This window comes from Methanosarcina sp. (genome assembly GCF_049706645.1).
Classification (GTDB): domain Archaea; phylum Halobacteriota; class Methanosarcinia; order Methanosarcinales; family Methanosarcinaceae; genus Methanosarcina.
Genome location: NZ_JBNAKP010000009.1, coordinates 1 through 17,553, shown reverse-complemented (window position 1 = coordinate 17,553; position 17,553 = coordinate 1). Strand labels below are relative to the sequence as shown.

Sequence of the window (17,553 nt, the reverse complement as noted above, 5' to 3'; positions counted from 1 at the left end):
GACAATATAGTGGGGAATAGGGAATTGATGAGATATGTGGCTCTAGCTACTGTAGCAGTTATCTCAATCCTCAATGCAGTATCCACGCAAGGGGATTTAAATATAGATTCTATTCGTTCCGAGGATTTAAATTCAAATTCTAGTTTTTATGATGACAGCCAGTCAAATTCTAGTTTTTATGATGACAGGCAAGTTAATTCCAGTTTTTATGATGACAGGCAGATAAATTCTAGCTCTTATGATGATAGACAGATAAATTCTACTGCTCAAAAGGATTTAGATCCAGACTTTACTACCATTGAAGATTCGGATGAAAGTCCTACTAATTCAGAGCAAACAAGCCAAAATCCTACTAATTTTGAAGATTTAAGTCAAACTCCTACTAATACTAAAGATTCAAGCGAAGATTCCACTAATTCTGAGAATCCAAGCACAAATTCTGCTAGCTCTAAGGGTTCAAATATAAGTGCTACTAATCCTGAGAATTTAAGCCCAAACCCTGTTATTTCCGAAGGTTCAAATAAAAATCCTGTTAATCCTGAGGATTCAAGTAAAAACTATACTTCAGAGGATACCAATGTAAAGTCTACCCAAAAAGATACAAATACCAATTCAATTCAGGAGAACCCAAATAACGATTCTTCTGAAAAAAATACGCCAGGAGTCGGCTTGGCTTTGACTGTAATTCTCATCTATATGGCAACCATTATCAAAAGACGATTTGGATGAATAAAAACATTTAGATGACAAAGAAAAGTAGAAAGGTTAGGAAATTGCAGAGACTTAGAAAGAATTTTTATAGTTTTTCTATTTTTTTAGCCTTTTTAGTATCATTTTTATGCATATATTCTCTCAAGTACGGAATATATTAAAGGTTCTTTCAAAAATGAGCTGAAAATGCAGGTATGTCAACGATAAGTTTTTTTGGAAGCTTAAACGTGTAATAATAAAATTATAAATCGGGTGGGTATTTGGCTCAAGATATTCTTCAGGAGATAAAAACTGTTGTTGAGATAGTGATTGGTATTTTTGCTATATTGTCAACCACATACGGGTGGTACAAATCCAGGTCTAAGCAATTAGAAAAGAGTCGCTGGAGATACTTGATGTTTTTTGGTATTATCCTTCTAATAACAACTGTCGGAATTATGTATATAAAGAATATTCAAGAGAATACTCCTACGGCTGAATACTGGAATAATAAGGGTTCTGCTCTTTATAACACTAATAAGTATGATGAAGCAATCCAAGCCTTTGACAAAGCCATAGAACTTGATCCAAATAATTCTGAAGCCTGGTATAATAAAGCTATGGCACTTAACGGACTGGGGAGATTTGACAAGGCAATTCAAGCACTTGATAAGGCCATAGAACTTGATCCAAATAATGCAAGAGCTTGGTATGAGAAAGGCATGTCCCTTAATAACCTGGGTAGATATGAAGAAGCAATCCAGGCACTTGATAAAGCTATAGAACTTAATCCAAATAATGCCGGACCCTTGGGTAGCAAAGGTTATGCTCTTAATAAAATGGGTAGATATGAAGAAGCAATTCAAGTACTTGATAAAGCCATACAGCTTGATCCGCAGTATCCCCAAGCCTGGTATAGAAAAGGTCTTGCCCTTGACGCACTTGGTAGACACGATGAAGCTGTTATGTGTTATAATAGGGCTAAGGATTTAGGATATGAACCTTTCTCAACGTGAAAACAGCGCCAAGAAAGCCATTTAAATCCAGAAGAAATCTTGCATAGTAAGTAATCCACTAAATTCCTAGAGATAGAATACTTTTGGTAAATATTTTGTGGAAAATACCAAGCATATAGCACATCTATTATCAGAACTGCAGTCTCAGGCGTGTTATGGGTAACTGGTTCAAGGAACAGGTCGCCAGAAAGATGGAAGTTTAAATAGAATATCATAGACAAAAACAGGGAAAGGACGCGGAAACTGAGTTACTTTAAGCCATTCAAAGGAAATAAAAGAAAAAGATGCATATGATAAGAGATTTAACTGCTCTGTGCTTTCCGGATATCACGACGCACAGCAAGGATCAAAATAAAGAACATTATGATGCAAAAGATCCCGATGAAAATAGCATCCCTAAAGGCTATGTCCAGAGGAATATTACTGATAGATCCATAATCAGGAGGTAAGTAAGTCATACTTTAATCTATGTAACCAAATATAATAAACTTACCTGATTGTCTTAACAGGAGAAAGAATGAATTAAGGTATATAAGGATTTAAAAACGCAGTATATGATGATAGAAACCGAAATCCATGCATGAGGTATTTCTTCCAGAAACCTTCTGATAATGGTTTCCACTTTGACCAGCTGCATACTAATAATGGCCTCACCATGAGCAGCACGAAGAAATCAAAGTTTTTATTATGAAGCCTTTTATTTGTAATAATATGAACAAAAAGGGGATTCAAGAAAACTTATTTTATAAATATCGAGAAATTGATAAATATACTAAAGATTTGATCCTCAATAATCAACTTTGTTTTTCGTCCCCCATAAATTATAATGATCCCTTTGATAGTGCTTTTTGGATACACATTGAAGGAACCGAGGAAGAATGGGAATGGTTTATGGGCGCAGATGAAAACGAGATGAGAAATATTCTAGAGTTTGGTCTAAAAAAAACAAGACGAAATACCTATGTACCTCCCGAAAAGTGCGATAAACTTTCAAAGGACTATCCATTACAAGATACATTTTTGCCGCTAACTTTGTGTCTAAGCCGAAAGAATGATAGTATCTTGATGTGGGCTCATTATGCTTCGAACCATACAGGAATTTGTCTTAGCTTTAAAGCTGATTGCTTTGAAGAGAATTTAGGTTTCTATTTTGATTCTGATTTTTTACCGTTATATAAGGTAAAGTATACAAAAAAACTCCCTGGCCCTATGAACCTAATAACAATGGGTATAGATAACAGCATGATTAATTTTTTTATAACGAAGTATTCTGATTGGAAATATGAAGAAGAATGGCGATTATTATTATTTCCACAAAATGCTCAATGGCAACACACAAGAAAAATAACGAAATTTAGAAAAGAAGCTTTAGAAGGTATCATATTTGGGCTTTATACACCTAAAAAAGATATTAAAGCTATACATAAACTAGTTAATAAAAATTATTTACAACTAGGTTATAATGTAAATTTTTATGTCTGCAAGTGGATTAAAGGAAAATATGCCATAAAACCAGAGAGAATTGATTCAATTGAAGACTACATAAGTTCAATTTGATACTTTGATTTTTAGAGATATAGAATGAACCAAAGCTGACATAATGAGAATATTTGAGACGGAAGGGAAAAATGTTTTTATCCAAATCCTTCCCTGATTCAGGAAAACAGCAGGTTAAATCTTGCGCTTCTACCGGAGAATCCGGAATATAAAAAGCCATAATGAATTCTGGTAATAAGATAAAAGTTAACTGACAAGGATACCTTATTTGTTTGTATCACTGTCATAAAATACAATTTTAACTTTTTCTTCCGTAATTAATCCCTGGTTAATTATCTCATCCAACTTTGGTCTGATCCTATCAATATTCTCTTCAAGATCAGCGACTTCAATAAGTATTGGAAGATCAGTTGATAAGCGCAGTATGGAGGTTGTATGAATTCGGCTGTGCTTTCCGAAACCAGTTATGCCCCTGAAAACAGTTGCTCCGGCTATACCTTCCCCTTTTAGCATTTCAACAATATGCATATATAATGGCTTGCCTTTGTACCGATCAGACTCCCCTATAAATATTCTCAATAATATGGCTGTAGATTCCCTCTTCATTTGGCCCCCTTCAATGGCTTTAACCTGACCCGTTTTCATTTTATCCACCCCAGCAGGTAGGTGCTGAAGCTCAGAGCTACAATCTTACCTAAGTATACGGCCAGCATGGAAAATAATACTGTCGATACTAAGTTTATAGCCAATAGTGTTAATTTTGAATCGTCAAGTAATCTGAAGGATTCATAGCCAAATGTTGATAATGTTGTGAAAGCTCCTATTACGCCAATTGTCAGAAAGATCCTGGTTTCTTCACTAAAAAAACCCTGGTACTCAGAAAGGTACATTATTAAGCCCAGAAAGAAACTGCCAATAGTGTTTATGGTTAGCGTACCTACCGGGAAATTGACAAAACCATCCTGTATCCATCCACCTAACGTATACCTTAAAATAGCACCTATAAAGCCGCCTATCCCTACCAATAAAACAGTATACAAATTAAAACCTCAATAATTGATGTAGAAGTCATCAGCATAAGCGGTTTAGACTGAAGAGTCCAGGCGGACCTCATCACCTTACGGATAGGATTCTACCTGCATTAAATAAATAAATTACGCAAATGTGAGAATTGAATGCAAAAAATCAGGTTATTAGCAGATTCTACCAGCTTACAAATATTCACGCAACATTGCCACTTTTATCGGCCCATAACTTACCTGTTTCCCAGATAGGAAATAAGTGTAAAATCGAAGGCCATTATTTAGGGACCGGTATAACAAAAGGAATTAAAAGAAATAGCGTGAATTTGCGAAGGAAATCGTTAATGGAAATGCACGCAGTTTTAATATTATCAAGCGTTACCGCTGCATTAATTTCGGGTGTTGCCGGCTTGCCCCAAGTGCGGATAATGGAACCGCCGTTGTTGAAAATAGGACAACTTTTTTCCACTCAATCTGGTTTAGCCCGAATGATATCCTTGACAGGCTGCCGATCAATTGTGCGATGGTAAGTACCGGAACCGCAAATTCCGCACCTGCGTACAGGGTTACTACAGGCAAAAGCAAAAGAGAACCACCATTTTGGGTTTTCAATTCTCTCAAAAATCACGGTAACAGGAAGAATCGGGGCTGTTTTAATCTTATTAGTTGTCCTAAGGTATTTCGGGAGATTAAAGTTCAGACCGAGTGATAAAACGCTTGTTTTCGGCGGGGCGACAACCGGCTTGCTATCAGAGCTTGCAGGAAGTTCCGGACCGATTGGGGCTGCAGTATTTCTTTCCTTCGGCCTGTCCCCGATAGCTTGTATAGCAAGTGAGCTGCAACTGCGACCGCAATGCACATAGTTAAAATCCTCGTATACGGAAAACTGGTTAATCTCCTTCCAGATACTATTAATCTTGGACTCCTGATGGGGCTTGCCATGATTTTTGGAACTTATGTAGCAAACCGATTTATTAAAAATATGAAAAAAGAAGTTTTTCAAAAGTATGTTGCTGTTCTCCTTTGCGTGGTTGGGGGATTATATGCTGTTTAGCTCAGTAACTTCAGATATGAAATTTGCCAGTCAACTCTGTTCCGGAAGCTAAAAGTCTCTTTACAGGCATTTCACTGTTATTAGGTTTGATTTATCTCTCAAAAGATAGACAAAACTGGAAAAAAAGAAAAAGAAAAGAGAACATGGAGGGGATAACTTTCTCTTTTCTCGCCAAAACAGTAAACTTTTCTATTGCTTAAAAAACTTTTGAGAGTTCGTTTTACATTGTCAGAAAGCTCTATGAGCTTGAAGATGTGGTTGAAAAACTGAAGAAGTTGAAAAAATTCTTTATTAGTTGGTCTGGAAACGAGGAGAAACTTCGTAGTAATGGATTCCGTAACGGATTCCATAACGGATTCCATAACAGATTCCGAATAGCAGGAACCTTCAGGAAGTGTCGAACGGTTCTAAGCGACTCTAAATTTATCCCGGTAAGGAGGAGAAAGTGGCAAACTCAACAATGGGAGTTGGAACTACTAAAAAGTAAAAATAGTTTTTCGGTTCTGGTGGGCTATCTGCCTTCAATGTTTTGAAAGAGACAACATAAATCATCAAGCAAAATCTCTTTTTGTTCGGTTTTCCCTCGCACGTATGATGATTTTGCTAAGTTCGCGCAGCCACAGCACCGAACTCGCCACTGCTGCACACAGTACCCAATCGCCAGGGCTCAAACTCACGGTCGAAAATGCCTGTTGCAGAAACGGGATGTAAACGACCGCCACCTGCAGCAAAACGGACAGAAAGACCGCTCCCCACAGCCATTTGTTTGAGAACAGTCCCACGAACGCGCTCTGTTTATCCGAACGCGCATTGAACACGACAAACAGCGAAAAGAAAACCACCGTGGTAAAGGCCATTGTTTGCGCATAACGCATGTTTCCTGAGCCTTCGACCAGACCCCCGGGTAAGCTGGCATCCAATACCAGCAGAGTCCCGACTGCCATGATTACACCGGTAAATAGGTTACCAGCCCACATACTGCGGGTGATCACCCCTTCTTCCCGCGGGCGCGGCAGTTCTTTCATAAGTCCCGGGTCCGCCGGATCAACCCCGAGCGCAAGCGCGGGTGGCCCATCTGAAATAAGATTGATCCAGAGGATCTGAGTCGCCAGCAGCGGCAGCACTATCCCGGTTCCGCCTTCCGCAGTCAGCCCAATCACATCTGCCAGCAGCAAACCGAAAAACATTATCATAACTTCACCGAGGTTTGAGGAAAGCAGGTAGCGCAAGAACTTGCGGATGTTAGAGAAAATCGCACGCCCCTCTTCGACAGCCGCAACTATGGTTGCAAAATTATCATCTGCGAGCACAACGTCAGAGGCTTCTTTGGAGACGTCCGTTCCGGTAATCCCCATTGCCACCCCTATATCGGCAGTTTTCAGGGCTGGTGCATCGTTGACCCCGTCACCCGTCATTGCCACAATCGCCCCCCCACGCTGTAACGCTTTAACGATCCGAAGTTTGTGTTCAGGGTTGACGCGGGCATAAACCGACACTTCCTGAACCGTCCGGTCAAGTTCATCCTCTGGCATCTTCTCAAGTTCGGTACCCGTGACAGCCTGCCCGTGAGTGGGAATGCCTAATCCTTCAGCAATGACTGTGGCGGTTTTAGGATGATCGCCTGTAATCATAATCGGGCGGACACCGGCAGCCATAGCGCGCGCAACTGCATCCTTAGCCTCCATGCGCGGCGGATCAATCATGCCGATAAGTCCCAGGAAAACAAGGTCTTTCTCGACATCCTCATCTAACTCTTCCTGCTTAAACGCGTCCTTCGGCAGCGTACGGAAAGCGACCGCGAGTGTTCTTAGAGCTTCGCCAGCCAATTCTTCATTATTCTTCAAAATTTCTGTGCGGCGTTCCGCAGTCAGGGGTTTGATCTCGTCTCCTACGAGCTCCTGTGTACATCGGGCAAGCAGTACATCCGGTGCTCCTTTGGTGAAAGCAAGCAGCCTTTCCCCTTGCTCGGCATCGGTATGAACCGTGCTCATCAGTTTGCGCTCGGAAGAAAAAGGCACTTCCCCTATACGTTCCAGCCGTGCATTGAGTGCCTCAGCTTCCAGCCCGGCTTTGCGCGCCGCTACTATCAATGCTCCTTCGGTCGGGTCACCGTGTACCGCCCAGCGCCCATTGCGCTCGTGCAGCACGGCATTGCTAGCACGGTCGGCAGCTGCAAGCGTACGTACAAACTCGAACTGGAGCGCACCATCAATCTTCCCTCCTCCTTCCCTGTGCACCTCACCTTCCGGGGCATAACCCGTACCTTCTAAATTAACGCGTCCGCTCGCAGTGACAACCGCAAGCACAGTCATCTCGTTCTTCGTAAGCGTGCCCGTTTTATCGGAGGCGATAATATTTGCCGAGCCGAGAGCTTCGACAGCCGCGAGATGGCGCACTATAGCATTTTTCCGCGCCATGCGCTGCACGCCAAGAGAGAGTACAACTGTCACCACCGCGGGCAGGCTTTCCGGCACTGCCGCGACTGCAAGCGCCACACCTAAAATAAGCACGTCAAAAAGGGCTGAGAAACCTCTCACATCTTCAACCAGGATGATTGTTGTGATAATCACGACAGCGATGGCGATAACGACTATCCCGAGAAGTTTGCCAACGCGGTGTAGTTCCTTTTGTAATGGCGTAGTTTCTATCTGGGCTTCTTCAATCATCCCGGCAATTCGTCCCATTTCGGTCTGCATTCCAGTTGCCGTGACGACTGCACGCCCATGCCCGTAAACAGCCACAGTGCCGCTAAAGATCATATTATCGCGGTCGCCGAGTCCGACCTCTTCCGCAATCCGGAGATTATCCTTCAAGACAGGCAGGCTCTCACCTGTGAGCGCTGCCTCGGCCGTTTGCAGCGCAATTGACTGAATCACTCGAGCATCCGCAGGGATGGTATTGCCTTCTTCAATGAGGATGATATCACCGGGCACGACCTCAGTTGCCGGAATGCTCTGACGCGTACCGTCCCTAACGACGCTGGCCTGTGCCGCTGTCATCTGGCGCAGTGCAGCCATTGCTTCTTCTGCCCGTGACTGCTGAATATAGCCCATGGCCGCATTGAGCAGTACTACAGCGAAGATCGCAATCGCTTCGTAAGGCAATGCCGAATCGCGCTCATACAGCCACAGTCCTGCCGAAATTAGTGTTGCGATAAGTAGCAGGATAACGAGCACTTCCTGGAACTGCGCCAGGAATTTTCTCCACGCAGGCACAGGCTTTTCTGCCGTCAATTCGTTCTTGCCGTACCTGTCGAGTCGCGCCCGCGCCTCCCCTTCGCTCAAGCCACTCCGCACATCCGTATCGAGCGCGGTTAATACTTCGTTAGCCGACTGTCGATAAGGGATAATCTGATCCCGCTCAATGGTCATGGTGCTCCTCTTTGATTCTGTTTCGCCTGCCCTGAGGCTTCATGCGTGCATTCGTCAGCGGATGTGCACTCATGATAACCTCCTGCAGCTGGAAATCCTGAAGCGATTTTGTAGCCGCCACGCGTGTGAGTGCTGCTCCCATGCCGGAGCCACCAGTAATCAAGGTATTTCTTCCAGCCAGTTCGCCCGGTTTGTTACAACCGGGAATTTGAGGTGAGATCGTCTCTTGAAATCTGTTTTTATTTCTATAATCCTTCTAGAATCCTGTTTCTATAATCTTATACTACAGTCTTCACATAAATTAGTGATTTTCATAAAATTTTATTTATACTAGCAAAATACGAAAAACTAATAGGTCGGCTATTTTTGAATTAATTTGTTCTGTATCGTACAGAAATGAGATAGGACTTTATTGAAAAACGGTATCAAAGGAGAAAACTATTGGGAGCATAAAAGCTTTTGGAAGCATAAAACTCTTATTGAAAGCACATACACTGTATTAAAATATTGAAAACTATCTCGAAAACTATAATTAAAAATCATACATATTAAAAATCATATATATATCTCGTTTCTTTAATGACTTTACCAGTACTATCTTTTTCCACGAATCGCATGATTTCTTTGTCGTGGGTAACCATTGTATTACAATAAGGACAGAGTTCTGTATTTTTGTACATTACAGAGTGCAGAAACGATCCTTTATCCTCAAATTGAATAATTTGTGAGCTGAACCACTTTTTGCACTCTGTACATCTAACTTCACAGCCTTTCAGGTTACTCATTTTTCTTTCATCTTCGCATTTAATTTTAGTGTGATTGAAATATTATCAAACTTATATATAATCAATATGGCTGGAATTAATTGTGGCGCAGTATCAAAAAATAGGCTTATTCATATCCTTTTATTTTAACCCTTTTTTAAATTTCCGAAATAAAAAACTATTGCGGATATTGACCAGTTATCTAAGAAAAAGAAAAACGTCGGATAAAAGGTAATAGCAGGTAAAATCCTGAAAAATTTAGCCTGAGCTCAAAAATTGGTTCTGAAATCCGACATCTGCTGAAAAAAAAGTTGAATAATCGGCACTTTTGAATATATGCTTTACCTTCGAACCCATACCCGTTGAAAAAGAATTGGAGAATTAGTATCTCCGAACTTATTGATCATTGAAGTAAATTTCCTGAACAGGAGTTTTACTTTTCTCGGCTGTACTGATCCCGAGAATGGCATAGGGAGTGCAGTGTCTCAGGATTGAACTGTAGAGCCCTGTAAAAGCTATCGCCGCAACAATCCACTTCCAGGGAGATCTTTTCACAAGGCCTGTTGCCAGTGCGAGAGTTGCAAGCACCCCATATATGGTTCGGGACAGGAGATCAAAGCCTCCTACATTTTCTTCCAGAAATAATTTTTTTAGATTCGTCGGACAAAACCCCCTTATAAGCCTTCTTACATATTTATAGATCCTTCAATATATAGCATTATTCTGTTTATACTCTGTTTGCATTATATTCGCAGTATATTTGTATTGTATTTGCAGCATGTTAGTATTGTATTTACAGTATGTTTGTATTATGTTTGTATTATGTTTAGATTTGTCAAAAAGTCTGCAGAGAAATTACATAAGATCCCCTGAAAAGACTCGATCCCCGAAAAATCACAAAATATATAACAAGAGATAGAAGGTTTCTAACTATGCCTGAAATAAAAATTGACAGATCAATTTCATATCTCGAAGGTACACAGCGAGTATATGACGAAGCCACAACCCTGGAAAACACTAAAGATGAGATAAAAAAGATAGGCGTTACCCGAATTGCTGAAATTACAAATCTGGACAGGCTCGGAATCCCTATTTTCTCGGCAATCCGCCCCAGTGCAGCAAGGGGAGCGATCAGTATCTACTCAGGCAAAGGCTCGACCGAGCAGAGGGCCCGAATCTCGGCAATAATGGAGAGTTTCGAGCGCTGCCTGGCAGAAAGACCTGGCCTGAATGCAAATATTGAAGGCGGGATTTCTGCCCCGGCTCTTGTGGAATCCTATACCAGCGTCACACAAAGCTGCACAGCGCTCGACCCAGCAACACTGCTTCTGCCCCAGCCCTATCTTCCCCAATCCCTGTTTGAGTGGGTTGGAGCATACGATTTGATTAACAGGGAAGAGGTGTTCGTAAACGCCAATGCCGTTTACCATCCATACGACTCGCCTGGACAATGCCAGAAACTTTTTCTGAGCAATACCAATGGGCTGGCTTCCGGAAACGTGATTGAGGAAGCTATTCTTCACGGGCTGCTGGAGGTTATAGAAAGGGATGCAATTAGCATAGCGCAGTTTTCCCGCAACCTGGGAAAGGAAATCGTGCTGACTGAAGAAGACGGGTACCTGTACGAACTTGCCAGCAAGTTCAGAGACGCAGGAATAGAACTCAAGGTCTGGCTGGTTCCGACTGATACCGGCATTCCGACAGTAATTGCAGCAACTGACGACTTAAAACTCAAAGATCCGGCTCTTCTTGTCATGGGGGCAGGTTCTCACCTGAACCCCGAAATTGCGGTTGCACGGGCCATAACCGAAGCTGCCCAGTCACGAGTAGTCCAGATCCAGGGAGCAAGGGAAGATACGGATAGGGAAGGTTTTATCCGAAGTGTAGGGTATGACCGTATGAAACGTTTGAACTGGTTCTGGTTCGAAGACGGAGAAAAAATTTCCCTTTCTGAAGTGCAGGATCTATCCAGGAAAAGCCCTGCAGAAAATATCGATGTGATACTCGAAAAACTTAAGGATCTTGCCGAAAGAGTGCTGGTAGTAGATCTTTCAAGAGAAGAGGTTAAAGTGCCGGTTGTCCGGGTAATAATCCCAGGCTTTGAACTTTTCACTATTGACCGGGACCGGAAAGGAAAAAGGATTGGTTCTCAAAGGAAGAAAGAATTTTCCAGAAATAAAAATGAAAAGCCGTGGAAGAGAAGATGAAAGCAAGGGCGGTAATCTTTACAGGCAACAGTATTAGCCATGAGGACGCAAGAAAGATCCTCAGGGCAAATTACCAGCCCCCTGTACGCAGGTTCCAGCTTGAAACATTCGTCCAGAAAGGGTATAAGATCATAGGAATAATAGACGGGATTTTTTTCGACAGGGCCGCTGTAGGGCACAGGGAGATTCTGTCTGCGCTCGGTGCAGGCGTAAAGGTTGTCGGAGGCGCCAGCATGGGAGCTCTCCGAGCCTCGGAACTGGATACCCACGGGATGAGAGGTGCAGGAAAGGTTTACGAATGGTACAGGGACGGCGTAATTGAATCGGATGATGAAGTCGCAGTAAGCACAAACCCTGATACCTTCGAGCCCATTTCCGTGCCCCTTGTCAATATAAGGGAGACCCTGAAAGCCGCATTCATCTCAGGACTTGTGAGCGAAAAAGAACATAAAGACCTCCTGGAGCTTGCAATTGACACCTATTACCCTGACCGGAGCTATCTCGGGCTTGTGAAAGAAGGGGCGAAACGAGGACTGATCCCGGAAGAAAAGAAAAAACTTATTCTAGATTTTTGCACAGGTAATGGAGTTGACGTAAAAAGGGAAGATGCAATCCTTGTGCTTGAAACCGTAAAAAAGTTGATTGAAGAGGCCTGAAGTTTCAAGCCTTTCAGATCAGCGGTTTCTAATTTTCAGACTTTTTTCAGCGCCTTACAATATAAAGCCTGATAATGTACAGGCTCAGGAGCAGGACAAAAAGATAATACACAGCCTTGAAAATCATGGCGTACTGGTACTCGAACCAGGTATCTATTATCCTCTCTATTGAAAAATAAAGCTGGAAGGTGGCTACAAGCAGAAGCAGCATGGAAATAAGGAAAACTCCTTTTTTGAAATTTTCCCCCAGCTCTGATACTTTTTCAGCTTTTGTTTCTGGTCTCAGATCTAGTGTTTCACTCATGCAAACCGCCTCCTGAGAATTGCTGCCGAACATAGCAGGATTGCAGATAAAGGTAAGCTGAACCCTGGTGTACTCTCTCCTTCCTCTGTATGTTCCTCTTCAGGAATCATCCCGGTTTCCACCACATTTTCGAATTCGCTTGTCTGAATCTCCCGAGCCTGCGTGACATTTCTGTTTTTAGTCTCAGTTACGGGGCTGAGCCGAATATAGCCTTCTCCGCGCTCGACGATCGTATCGTTGTTCCAGATCAGGACTTCAACAATATAATTGTACTGGTCAGGCATTGTCAGGTTGACGCTCTGGATAACCGTAGCTTCGGGTTTGATTTCTCCTGTGCGCGTCCAGACTTTATCCGCAAGAAGTCCGGCATCCATTTCGCGAACTTTAACGAGCATACGGAAATCCTTGCTGGTTTCCCTTCCTTCATTTGTCAGATAGATATCATTTTCAACAAGGACTCTTCCACCTTCCACTGCCTTCACCCTGAAGTCCATTTCAGGAATCTCAAGCCCTATTTCCTGCACTTCTGCAGGCAGAGCATCCAGATTGTAAACTTTGATTTCGCCGTTGCTTTTCTGCACACTTTCCTCAAACAGGACACAATGGAGATCATATCCTCCGGTTTTCGGAAGTGTCAGGATCTGACTCACTGATTTCGTCTCTCCTTTCTTTAGCATTCCTAATTTTATCTCCTTCTGTGCCTCAAGCAACCCGCTTTCCTGGCTATAGGCTTTAAGAAGAAGCGAGGTATTCTTAGCGGGATCCCCCTGAGATTTTTCGATATATGTTGTGACATTAAGGTCTACGAAAGCCGCTCCAGTACGGTCTGCCGAGATATCCATATCCCTGACATTGTAGTAACTTTCTTCTTCAAAATCCTTGACACAACCGCTTCCGAAGGTAAAAGCAATAATGGAAAGTATTAAAAATAAACTTTTTAAAAATGAGATTTGAGCCGACTTGGTTTGCAATTTTCTCAAGATCTGCCCTCCACTAGATTAATTATATTTTAAAGTATATGCTTTTTGCCTTCGGGGACACTTTTTCATTTCCTTGGTAAACAATTGAATGAAAATTATTAATATGAACACATCGATATTCAGATAGGGAATAAAATGAGGTGGTCAGGGCATAGAGCGCAAGCCTGAAGGATTCTAATTGCAATCTGTGGCTCTGAAGTTACTTGAAAACCCGCAAGCCTGTAAAAAAGATGGAAATCCGGAACACTGGAATACAAATCCAGGGATAATAAACGAGAACATGAGGGTAATTATGGAAGGAAATATTGAATCTAGACCGCGAAGACAGATACTGATCGCTACCGACGGCTCAGAGACCGCAAACGAAGCTGCAGATTTCGGAATAGAAATGGTTGGGTGCAGTGGAGCAAAAATATATGCCCTGTATGTCATTGATACAACCCCCTATCGCTCAGTTTCGCTGGACAAAATCTGGTCAAAAGAGACACTTGATGAATTCGAGAGAGCGGGACATGAAGCAACTTCTTATATCGAAAGGGTTGGAAAAGCTGCCGGCGTGGAAGTCGAGTCCAGAGTACTTAGAGGCCATCCGGCGGAAAAGATTGTAAGTTTTGCAGAGGATAATGATATCGATATGATCATTGTGGGATCACTTGGAAAAGGCGGGTATGAGCGTGTCGTACTTGGAAGCGTGTCTGAAAAAATCGTAAGGCATGCAAAAGTTCCGGTGCTGGTTGTCCGAGAAAGGCACAAAAGTGAGAAAAAGTTGATACAGGCATAATCCAGTTACAGGCATAATCCAATTACAGGCATGATCTGATTTTGAGCAGTTAAATGTAACAAGCTGATTCTATATAGAGGCGATCTGTTTAACGTCAGATCGTCGAATTACAGAATCAGCTTAAAGCGGGGTAAATGGGGAGGAGAGAGGGTATGGATAGAGGTCTTTACAAAAATATCCTCATCGCTACTGACGGCTCGGAAAATGGTGCACAGGCAGTAAATGCCGGAATGGAGATTGCGAAGCTAAGCGAGGGAAAAGCCTATGCTCTGCATGTCATTGATACCAGCGCCTATCCTTCAGGAAGAGGGGACCCTAAATGGAAAGGGTTAATAGAAGAACAATTTAAAACCTTCGGGCTTGAGATGACCGCCACAGTCGAAGAGGCCGCAAAAGCAGCAGGAGTTGAAGTGGAGTTCGTAACCCTGGAAGGGCATCCGGCGGAAAAGATCCTCGATTTTGCAGAAAAACAGGCAGTTGATATGATTGTTGTGGGCTCGCTAGGAAAAACCGATGCCGAACGTTTCCTTCTTGGAAGCGTATCCGAAAAGGTTGTAAGAAATGCAAAGATTCCGGTACTTGTCGTACGTGCAAAAGTCCCGTGAAAAGGATGAAAATCCAGAGCAGGAATGAGCCAGTACACAAAAGGACAGCCGTTTGATCACGAGTTTTCGGGGTTGAAAATCCAGAGCAGGGATGAGCCAGTCTCATATTTAAAATTTATTTTTTTAAACCTTGATTTTTTGGCAAGCAATTGAACTTCCGATTACGAAAATAGTTATAGAAATCTAAATCAGTTAACAATAAAATGGATTCTGGTGTCGGTTCGAGAATAAATCCAGAACATAGGGGGGATTAGTGTGGAGGAGAGTGGTGAACTCAAATTTGAACCGCAAAGAAAAATTCTGATAGCTACCGACGGTTCAGAGACTGCAAAAGAGGCAGCGGATTTCGGGATAAAAACTTTGAGATTTAGTGGAGCAAAGGTCTATGCTGTATATGTCATCGATACAACTTCTTATGGTTCACTTCCAAAGGACGAGAAATGGTCAAAAAAGATCGAGCAGTTTGAGGAGATAGGGCACGAAGCAGCCTCTTATGTTGAGGAAAAAGCAAAAGCTGCCGGACTGGAAGCTGAATCCATAGTGCTCAGAGGAAATCCGGCTGAAGAAATTTTGAATTTTGCAGAAGGGCAGGACGTTGACATGGTTGTCGTAGGGTCGCTGGGCAAAAGCCGAATTAAGCGTCTCGTACTTGGAAGCGTATCCGAAAAAGTTGTAAGGCATGCAAAAGTCCCGGTGCTGGTTGCCAGGGAATGGAAAGAAGAAAAAGCATATAAAAAGATCCTGATAGCTACCGACGGCTCAGAAGCCGCTGAAAATGCAGCGGACTACGGGATAGAAATTGCAGGGTGGAATGGGGCAAAGGTCTATGCCGTATATGTCATCGATATAAGTTCTTTTGAATCAATTATGATGGATGAAGTCTGGATAAAAAATACGTACGAGCAGTTTGAGAAAATTGGTCGTGAAGCAACATCTGAAGTGGAGAAAAATGCAAAAACTGCCGGAATAGAAGCTGCATCCATACTGCTTAAAGGAGATCCGGCTAAAGAGATTCTTGATTTTGCAGAGAAGCAGAAAGTTGACATGATTGTCGTAGGTTCTATCGGGAAAAGCGGAGTTCAAAACTTCCTGCTTGGAAGCATATCCTTAAAAATCTTAAGGAATTCAAAAATCCCGGTACTCGTCGTACGCGAGATTTTTAAATTTACCAGATTCTTCAGTCATATTCAAAGGATTCAAAAAGCTGCGACCGATGTCGTACCCGGCGAGAGAGAGTGAAAAGCTGGGACCCAAAAATCAAGAAAGCTAGATCAGGAGGAAACCTTATGAAACGAAGACCTTACAGGAAAATCCTGCTTGCAATCGACGGCTCGGAAAATGCAAAAAGTGCAGCCTGCTCAGGGCTTGAAATCGCAAAAAAGACCGGAGCTGAGGTCTATGCCGTATACGTTGCTGGCATATCCTGCTGTTCTCCTATCATGCCCGAAAGCTACGATTGGGAAATCGGAAAAGAAGGAAGTGAAGCCGTTGCTGAGATTGAGGAAATGGGAAAGGAGGCCGAAGTTTCTGTAAACCCCGTTCTCCTGCAGGGACACCCGGTCCAGGAAATTCTGAATTTTGCAGAACAGAATAATATCGATATGATTGTCATGGGAACGCAAGGAAAAGCCGGAGTTGATCGATTCTTGCTTGGAGGGGTCACGGAGAAGGTTGTGAGGCACGCAAAAGCCGAAGTGCTGGTTGTGCGCGCACCCTGTCTCTAAAAAAGCAATCTTTTAAAAAAAGCTTGACCACAAACTTTTAAGAAAAGTTTGATCAAAAAAGAGCATTTTTTAAAAAGCTTGACCACAAACTTTTAAGAAAAGTTTGATCAAAAAAGAGCATTTTAAAAAAGTTTGACCAAGAAGGCACGGTTGGGAGTGCACGAAGGCTCGGAAAAAGAATAGCAGAATATAATTGTCAGGGTATGAATTCAAGAACTGGGGAAAAATCAATGCTGAGTGAGGAGATACAAGAAGCGCTGAACGAACAGATCAATAAGGAAATATATTCGTCTTATCTGTAACTAGCTATGTCGGCATACAGTTCATCAGCAGGGCTTCCGGGTTTTGCTCACTGGTTTAGAATGCAGGCTGAAGAAAACATTCATGCAATGAAGCTCTTTGATTACATAAATCACCAGGGTGAAAAGGTGAAACTGAAGGACATTAAGGAGCGACCTATGGAATTCGGGACAGCTGTGGAAATGTTCCATCAGACCCTGAAGCACGAGCAGTTCATCACCCGCTCAATTAATTAACTGGTAGAGCTTGTCAATGTTGAGAAGGATGACACTACAGCTTCTTTCCTGCAGTGGTACGTAAAAGAGCAGGTAGAAGAGGAAGGATGGAAAAATTTGAGGGTTTTCGTTTTTCAGAAGCTTAAACAGTAATTTCGATCTTGAAGATTAAAAACAAAAACCACAGCCTTCTCCCTGTTATTGAAGAAAACTTTTTTCTTTGAGAATGGGCTGTTTTTCTCAAAAAGTTATGTAACTATTCAGGTAGCCTTGTTAGGGCTCCACAATTTTTCCTCGTTCCGAGGAAAAATTGGATATAAAATGAATTATTTTTTTCTTTTATGAAACGTGAAGAGATTCTTGCTCT

At 42.4% G+C, this 17,553-nt stretch carries 18 protein-coding genes, 1 pseudogene and 1 riboswitch; of the genes and pseudogenes, 11 read left to right on the top strand and 8 right to left on the bottom strand.

Annotated elements, in window-relative coordinates; translation table 11 throughout:
• The first annotated feature begins 9 nt into the window (after positions 1-9).
• From ACPK8D_RS03475 to ACPK8D_RS03465, 3 genes are all read left to right on the top strand, one after another.
• The gene (locus ACPK8D_RS03475) at positions 10-729 is read left to right on the top strand and encodes a hypothetical protein (RefSeq protein WP_424716453.1); all 720 of its coding nucleotides are present in this window, start codon (positions 10-12) and stop codon (positions 727-729) included.
• Between the two features lie 242 nt (positions 730-971).
• A complete protein-coding gene (locus ACPK8D_RS03470) occupies positions 972-1,706 on the top strand; it encodes a tetratricopeptide repeat protein (RefSeq protein ID WP_424716452.1) in 735 nt (244 codons plus the stop codon).
• A gap of 711 nt (positions 1,707-2,417) precedes the next feature.
• Complete coding sequence (locus ACPK8D_RS03465; RefSeq protein WP_424716451.1) at positions 2,418-3,263, top strand: DUF2971 domain-containing protein; 846 nt, start codon at positions 2,418-2,420, stop codon at positions 3,261-3,263.
• Positions 3,264-3,467: 204 nt separating this feature from the next.
• On the opposite strand, the gene ACPK8D_RS03460 is transcribed toward ACPK8D_RS03465, so the two are convergent.
• The 3 genes from ACPK8D_RS03460 to ACPK8D_RS03450 form a co-directional block, all read right to left on the bottom strand.
• Positions 3,468-3,848: a DUF190 domain-containing protein gene (locus tag ACPK8D_RS03460; protein ID WP_424716450.1), complete on the bottom strand. Its 381-nt coding sequence runs from the start codon at positions 3,846-3,848 to the stop codon at positions 3,468-3,470.
• A complete protein-coding gene (gene crcB / locus ACPK8D_RS03455) occupies positions 3,845-4,243 on the bottom strand; it encodes a fluoride efflux transporter CrcB (RefSeq protein WP_424716449.1) in 399 nt (132 codons plus the stop codon). Before crcB ends, ACPK8D_RS03460 begins: the two co-directional genes overlap by 4 nt.
• Positions 4,244-4,258: 15 nt before the next feature.
• A riboswitch (Fluoride riboswitch) is annotated at positions 4,259-4,330 on the bottom strand.
• A gap of 364 nt (positions 4,331-4,694) precedes the next feature.
• Complete coding sequence (locus ACPK8D_RS03450; RefSeq protein WP_424716448.1) at positions 4,695-5,084, bottom strand: hypothetical protein; 390 nt, start codon at positions 5,082-5,084, stop codon at positions 4,695-4,697.
• Between ACPK8D_RS03450 and ACPK8D_RS03445 the strand changes: the two genes are divergently transcribed.
• Entirely contained in the window at positions 5,079-5,279 is a 201-nt protein-coding gene (locus tag ACPK8D_RS03445) for a hypothetical protein (RefSeq protein WP_424716447.1), read from the top strand. The two genes, ACPK8D_RS03450 and ACPK8D_RS03445, sit on opposite strands and share 6 nt — an antisense overlap.
• A gap of 551 nt (positions 5,280-5,830) precedes the next feature.
• Here the strand turns inward: ACPK8D_RS03445 and ACPK8D_RS03440 are convergent.
• The 3 genes from ACPK8D_RS03440 to ACPK8D_RS03430 form a co-directional block, all read right to left on the bottom strand.
• A complete protein-coding gene (locus ACPK8D_RS03440) occupies positions 5,831-8,650 on the bottom strand; it encodes a cation-translocating P-type ATPase (RefSeq protein WP_424716446.1) in 2,820 nt (939 codons plus the stop codon).
• Positions 8,640-8,792: a hypothetical protein gene (locus ACPK8D_RS03435; RefSeq protein WP_424716445.1), complete on the bottom strand. Its 153-nt coding sequence runs from the start codon at positions 8,790-8,792 to the stop codon at positions 8,640-8,642. Before ACPK8D_RS03435 ends, ACPK8D_RS03440 begins: the two co-directional genes overlap by 11 nt.
• A 1,018-nt stretch (positions 8,793-9,810) precedes the next feature.
• A complete protein-coding gene (locus ACPK8D_RS03430; RefSeq protein WP_424716469.1) occupies positions 9,811-10,053 on the bottom strand; it encodes a YgaP family membrane protein in 243 nt (80 codons plus the stop codon).
• Between the two features lie 293 nt (positions 10,054-10,346).
• On the opposite strand from ACPK8D_RS03430, the gene ACPK8D_RS03425 reads away from it, so the two are divergent.
• Complete coding sequence (locus ACPK8D_RS03425) at positions 10,347-11,621, top strand: YcaO-related McrA-glycine thioamidation protein (RefSeq protein WP_424716444.1); 1,275 nt, start codon at positions 10,347-10,349, stop codon at positions 11,619-11,621.
• Complete coding sequence (locus tag ACPK8D_RS03420; RefSeq protein ID WP_424716443.1) at positions 11,618-12,277, top strand: TfuA-related McrA-glycine thioamidation protein; 660 nt, start codon at positions 11,618-11,620, stop codon at positions 12,275-12,277. Before ACPK8D_RS03425 ends, ACPK8D_RS03420 begins: the two co-directional genes overlap by 4 nt.
• A gap of 46 nt (positions 12,278-12,323) precedes the next feature.
• Here the strand turns inward: ACPK8D_RS03420 and ACPK8D_RS03415 are convergent, their stop codons facing one another.
• On the bottom strand, positions 12,324-12,581 hold the full coding sequence (locus ACPK8D_RS03415) for a hypothetical protein (protein WP_424716442.1): 258 nt from the start codon (positions 12,579-12,581) through the stop codon (positions 12,324-12,326).
• Positions 12,578-13,561: a DUF7490 domain-containing protein gene (locus ACPK8D_RS03410; RefSeq protein WP_424716441.1), complete on the bottom strand. Its 984-nt coding sequence runs from the start codon at positions 13,559-13,561 to the stop codon at positions 12,578-12,580. The genes ACPK8D_RS03415 and ACPK8D_RS03410 overlap by 4 nt, the downstream gene beginning before the upstream one ends.
• Before the next feature lie 292 nt (positions 13,562-13,853).
• Between ACPK8D_RS03410 and ACPK8D_RS03405 the strand changes: the two genes are divergently transcribed.
• The 5 genes and pseudogenes from ACPK8D_RS03405 to ACPK8D_RS03385 all read left to right on the top strand — a co-directional run bounded on the left by ACPK8D_RS03405 (position 13,854) and on the right by ACPK8D_RS03385 (position 17,339).
• Positions 13,854-14,342 carry a universal stress protein gene (locus ACPK8D_RS03405; protein ID WP_424716468.1) on the top strand — a complete coding sequence of 163 codons (489 nt, stop codon included), beginning with the start codon at positions 13,854-13,856 and terminating at the stop codon, positions 14,340-14,342.
• A 152-nt stretch (positions 14,343-14,494) separates the two neighbouring features.
• A complete protein-coding gene (locus ACPK8D_RS03400; RefSeq protein WP_424716440.1) occupies positions 14,495-14,947 on the top strand; it encodes a universal stress protein in 453 nt (150 codons plus the stop codon).
• A gap of 255 nt (positions 14,948-15,202) precedes the next feature.
• Entirely contained in the window at positions 15,203-16,186 is a 984-nt protein-coding gene (locus tag ACPK8D_RS03395; protein WP_424716439.1) for a universal stress protein, read from the top strand.
• A gap of 47 nt (positions 16,187-16,233) precedes the next feature.
• Complete coding sequence (locus ACPK8D_RS03390; protein WP_424716438.1) at positions 16,234-16,671, top strand: universal stress protein; 438 nt, start codon at positions 16,234-16,236, stop codon at positions 16,669-16,671.
• A 308-nt stretch (positions 16,672-16,979) separates the two neighbouring features.
• A pseudogene (locus ACPK8D_RS03385) lies at positions 16,980-17,339 on the top strand (ferritin).
• The last annotated feature ends 214 nt before the right edge of the window (positions 17,340-17,553 follow it).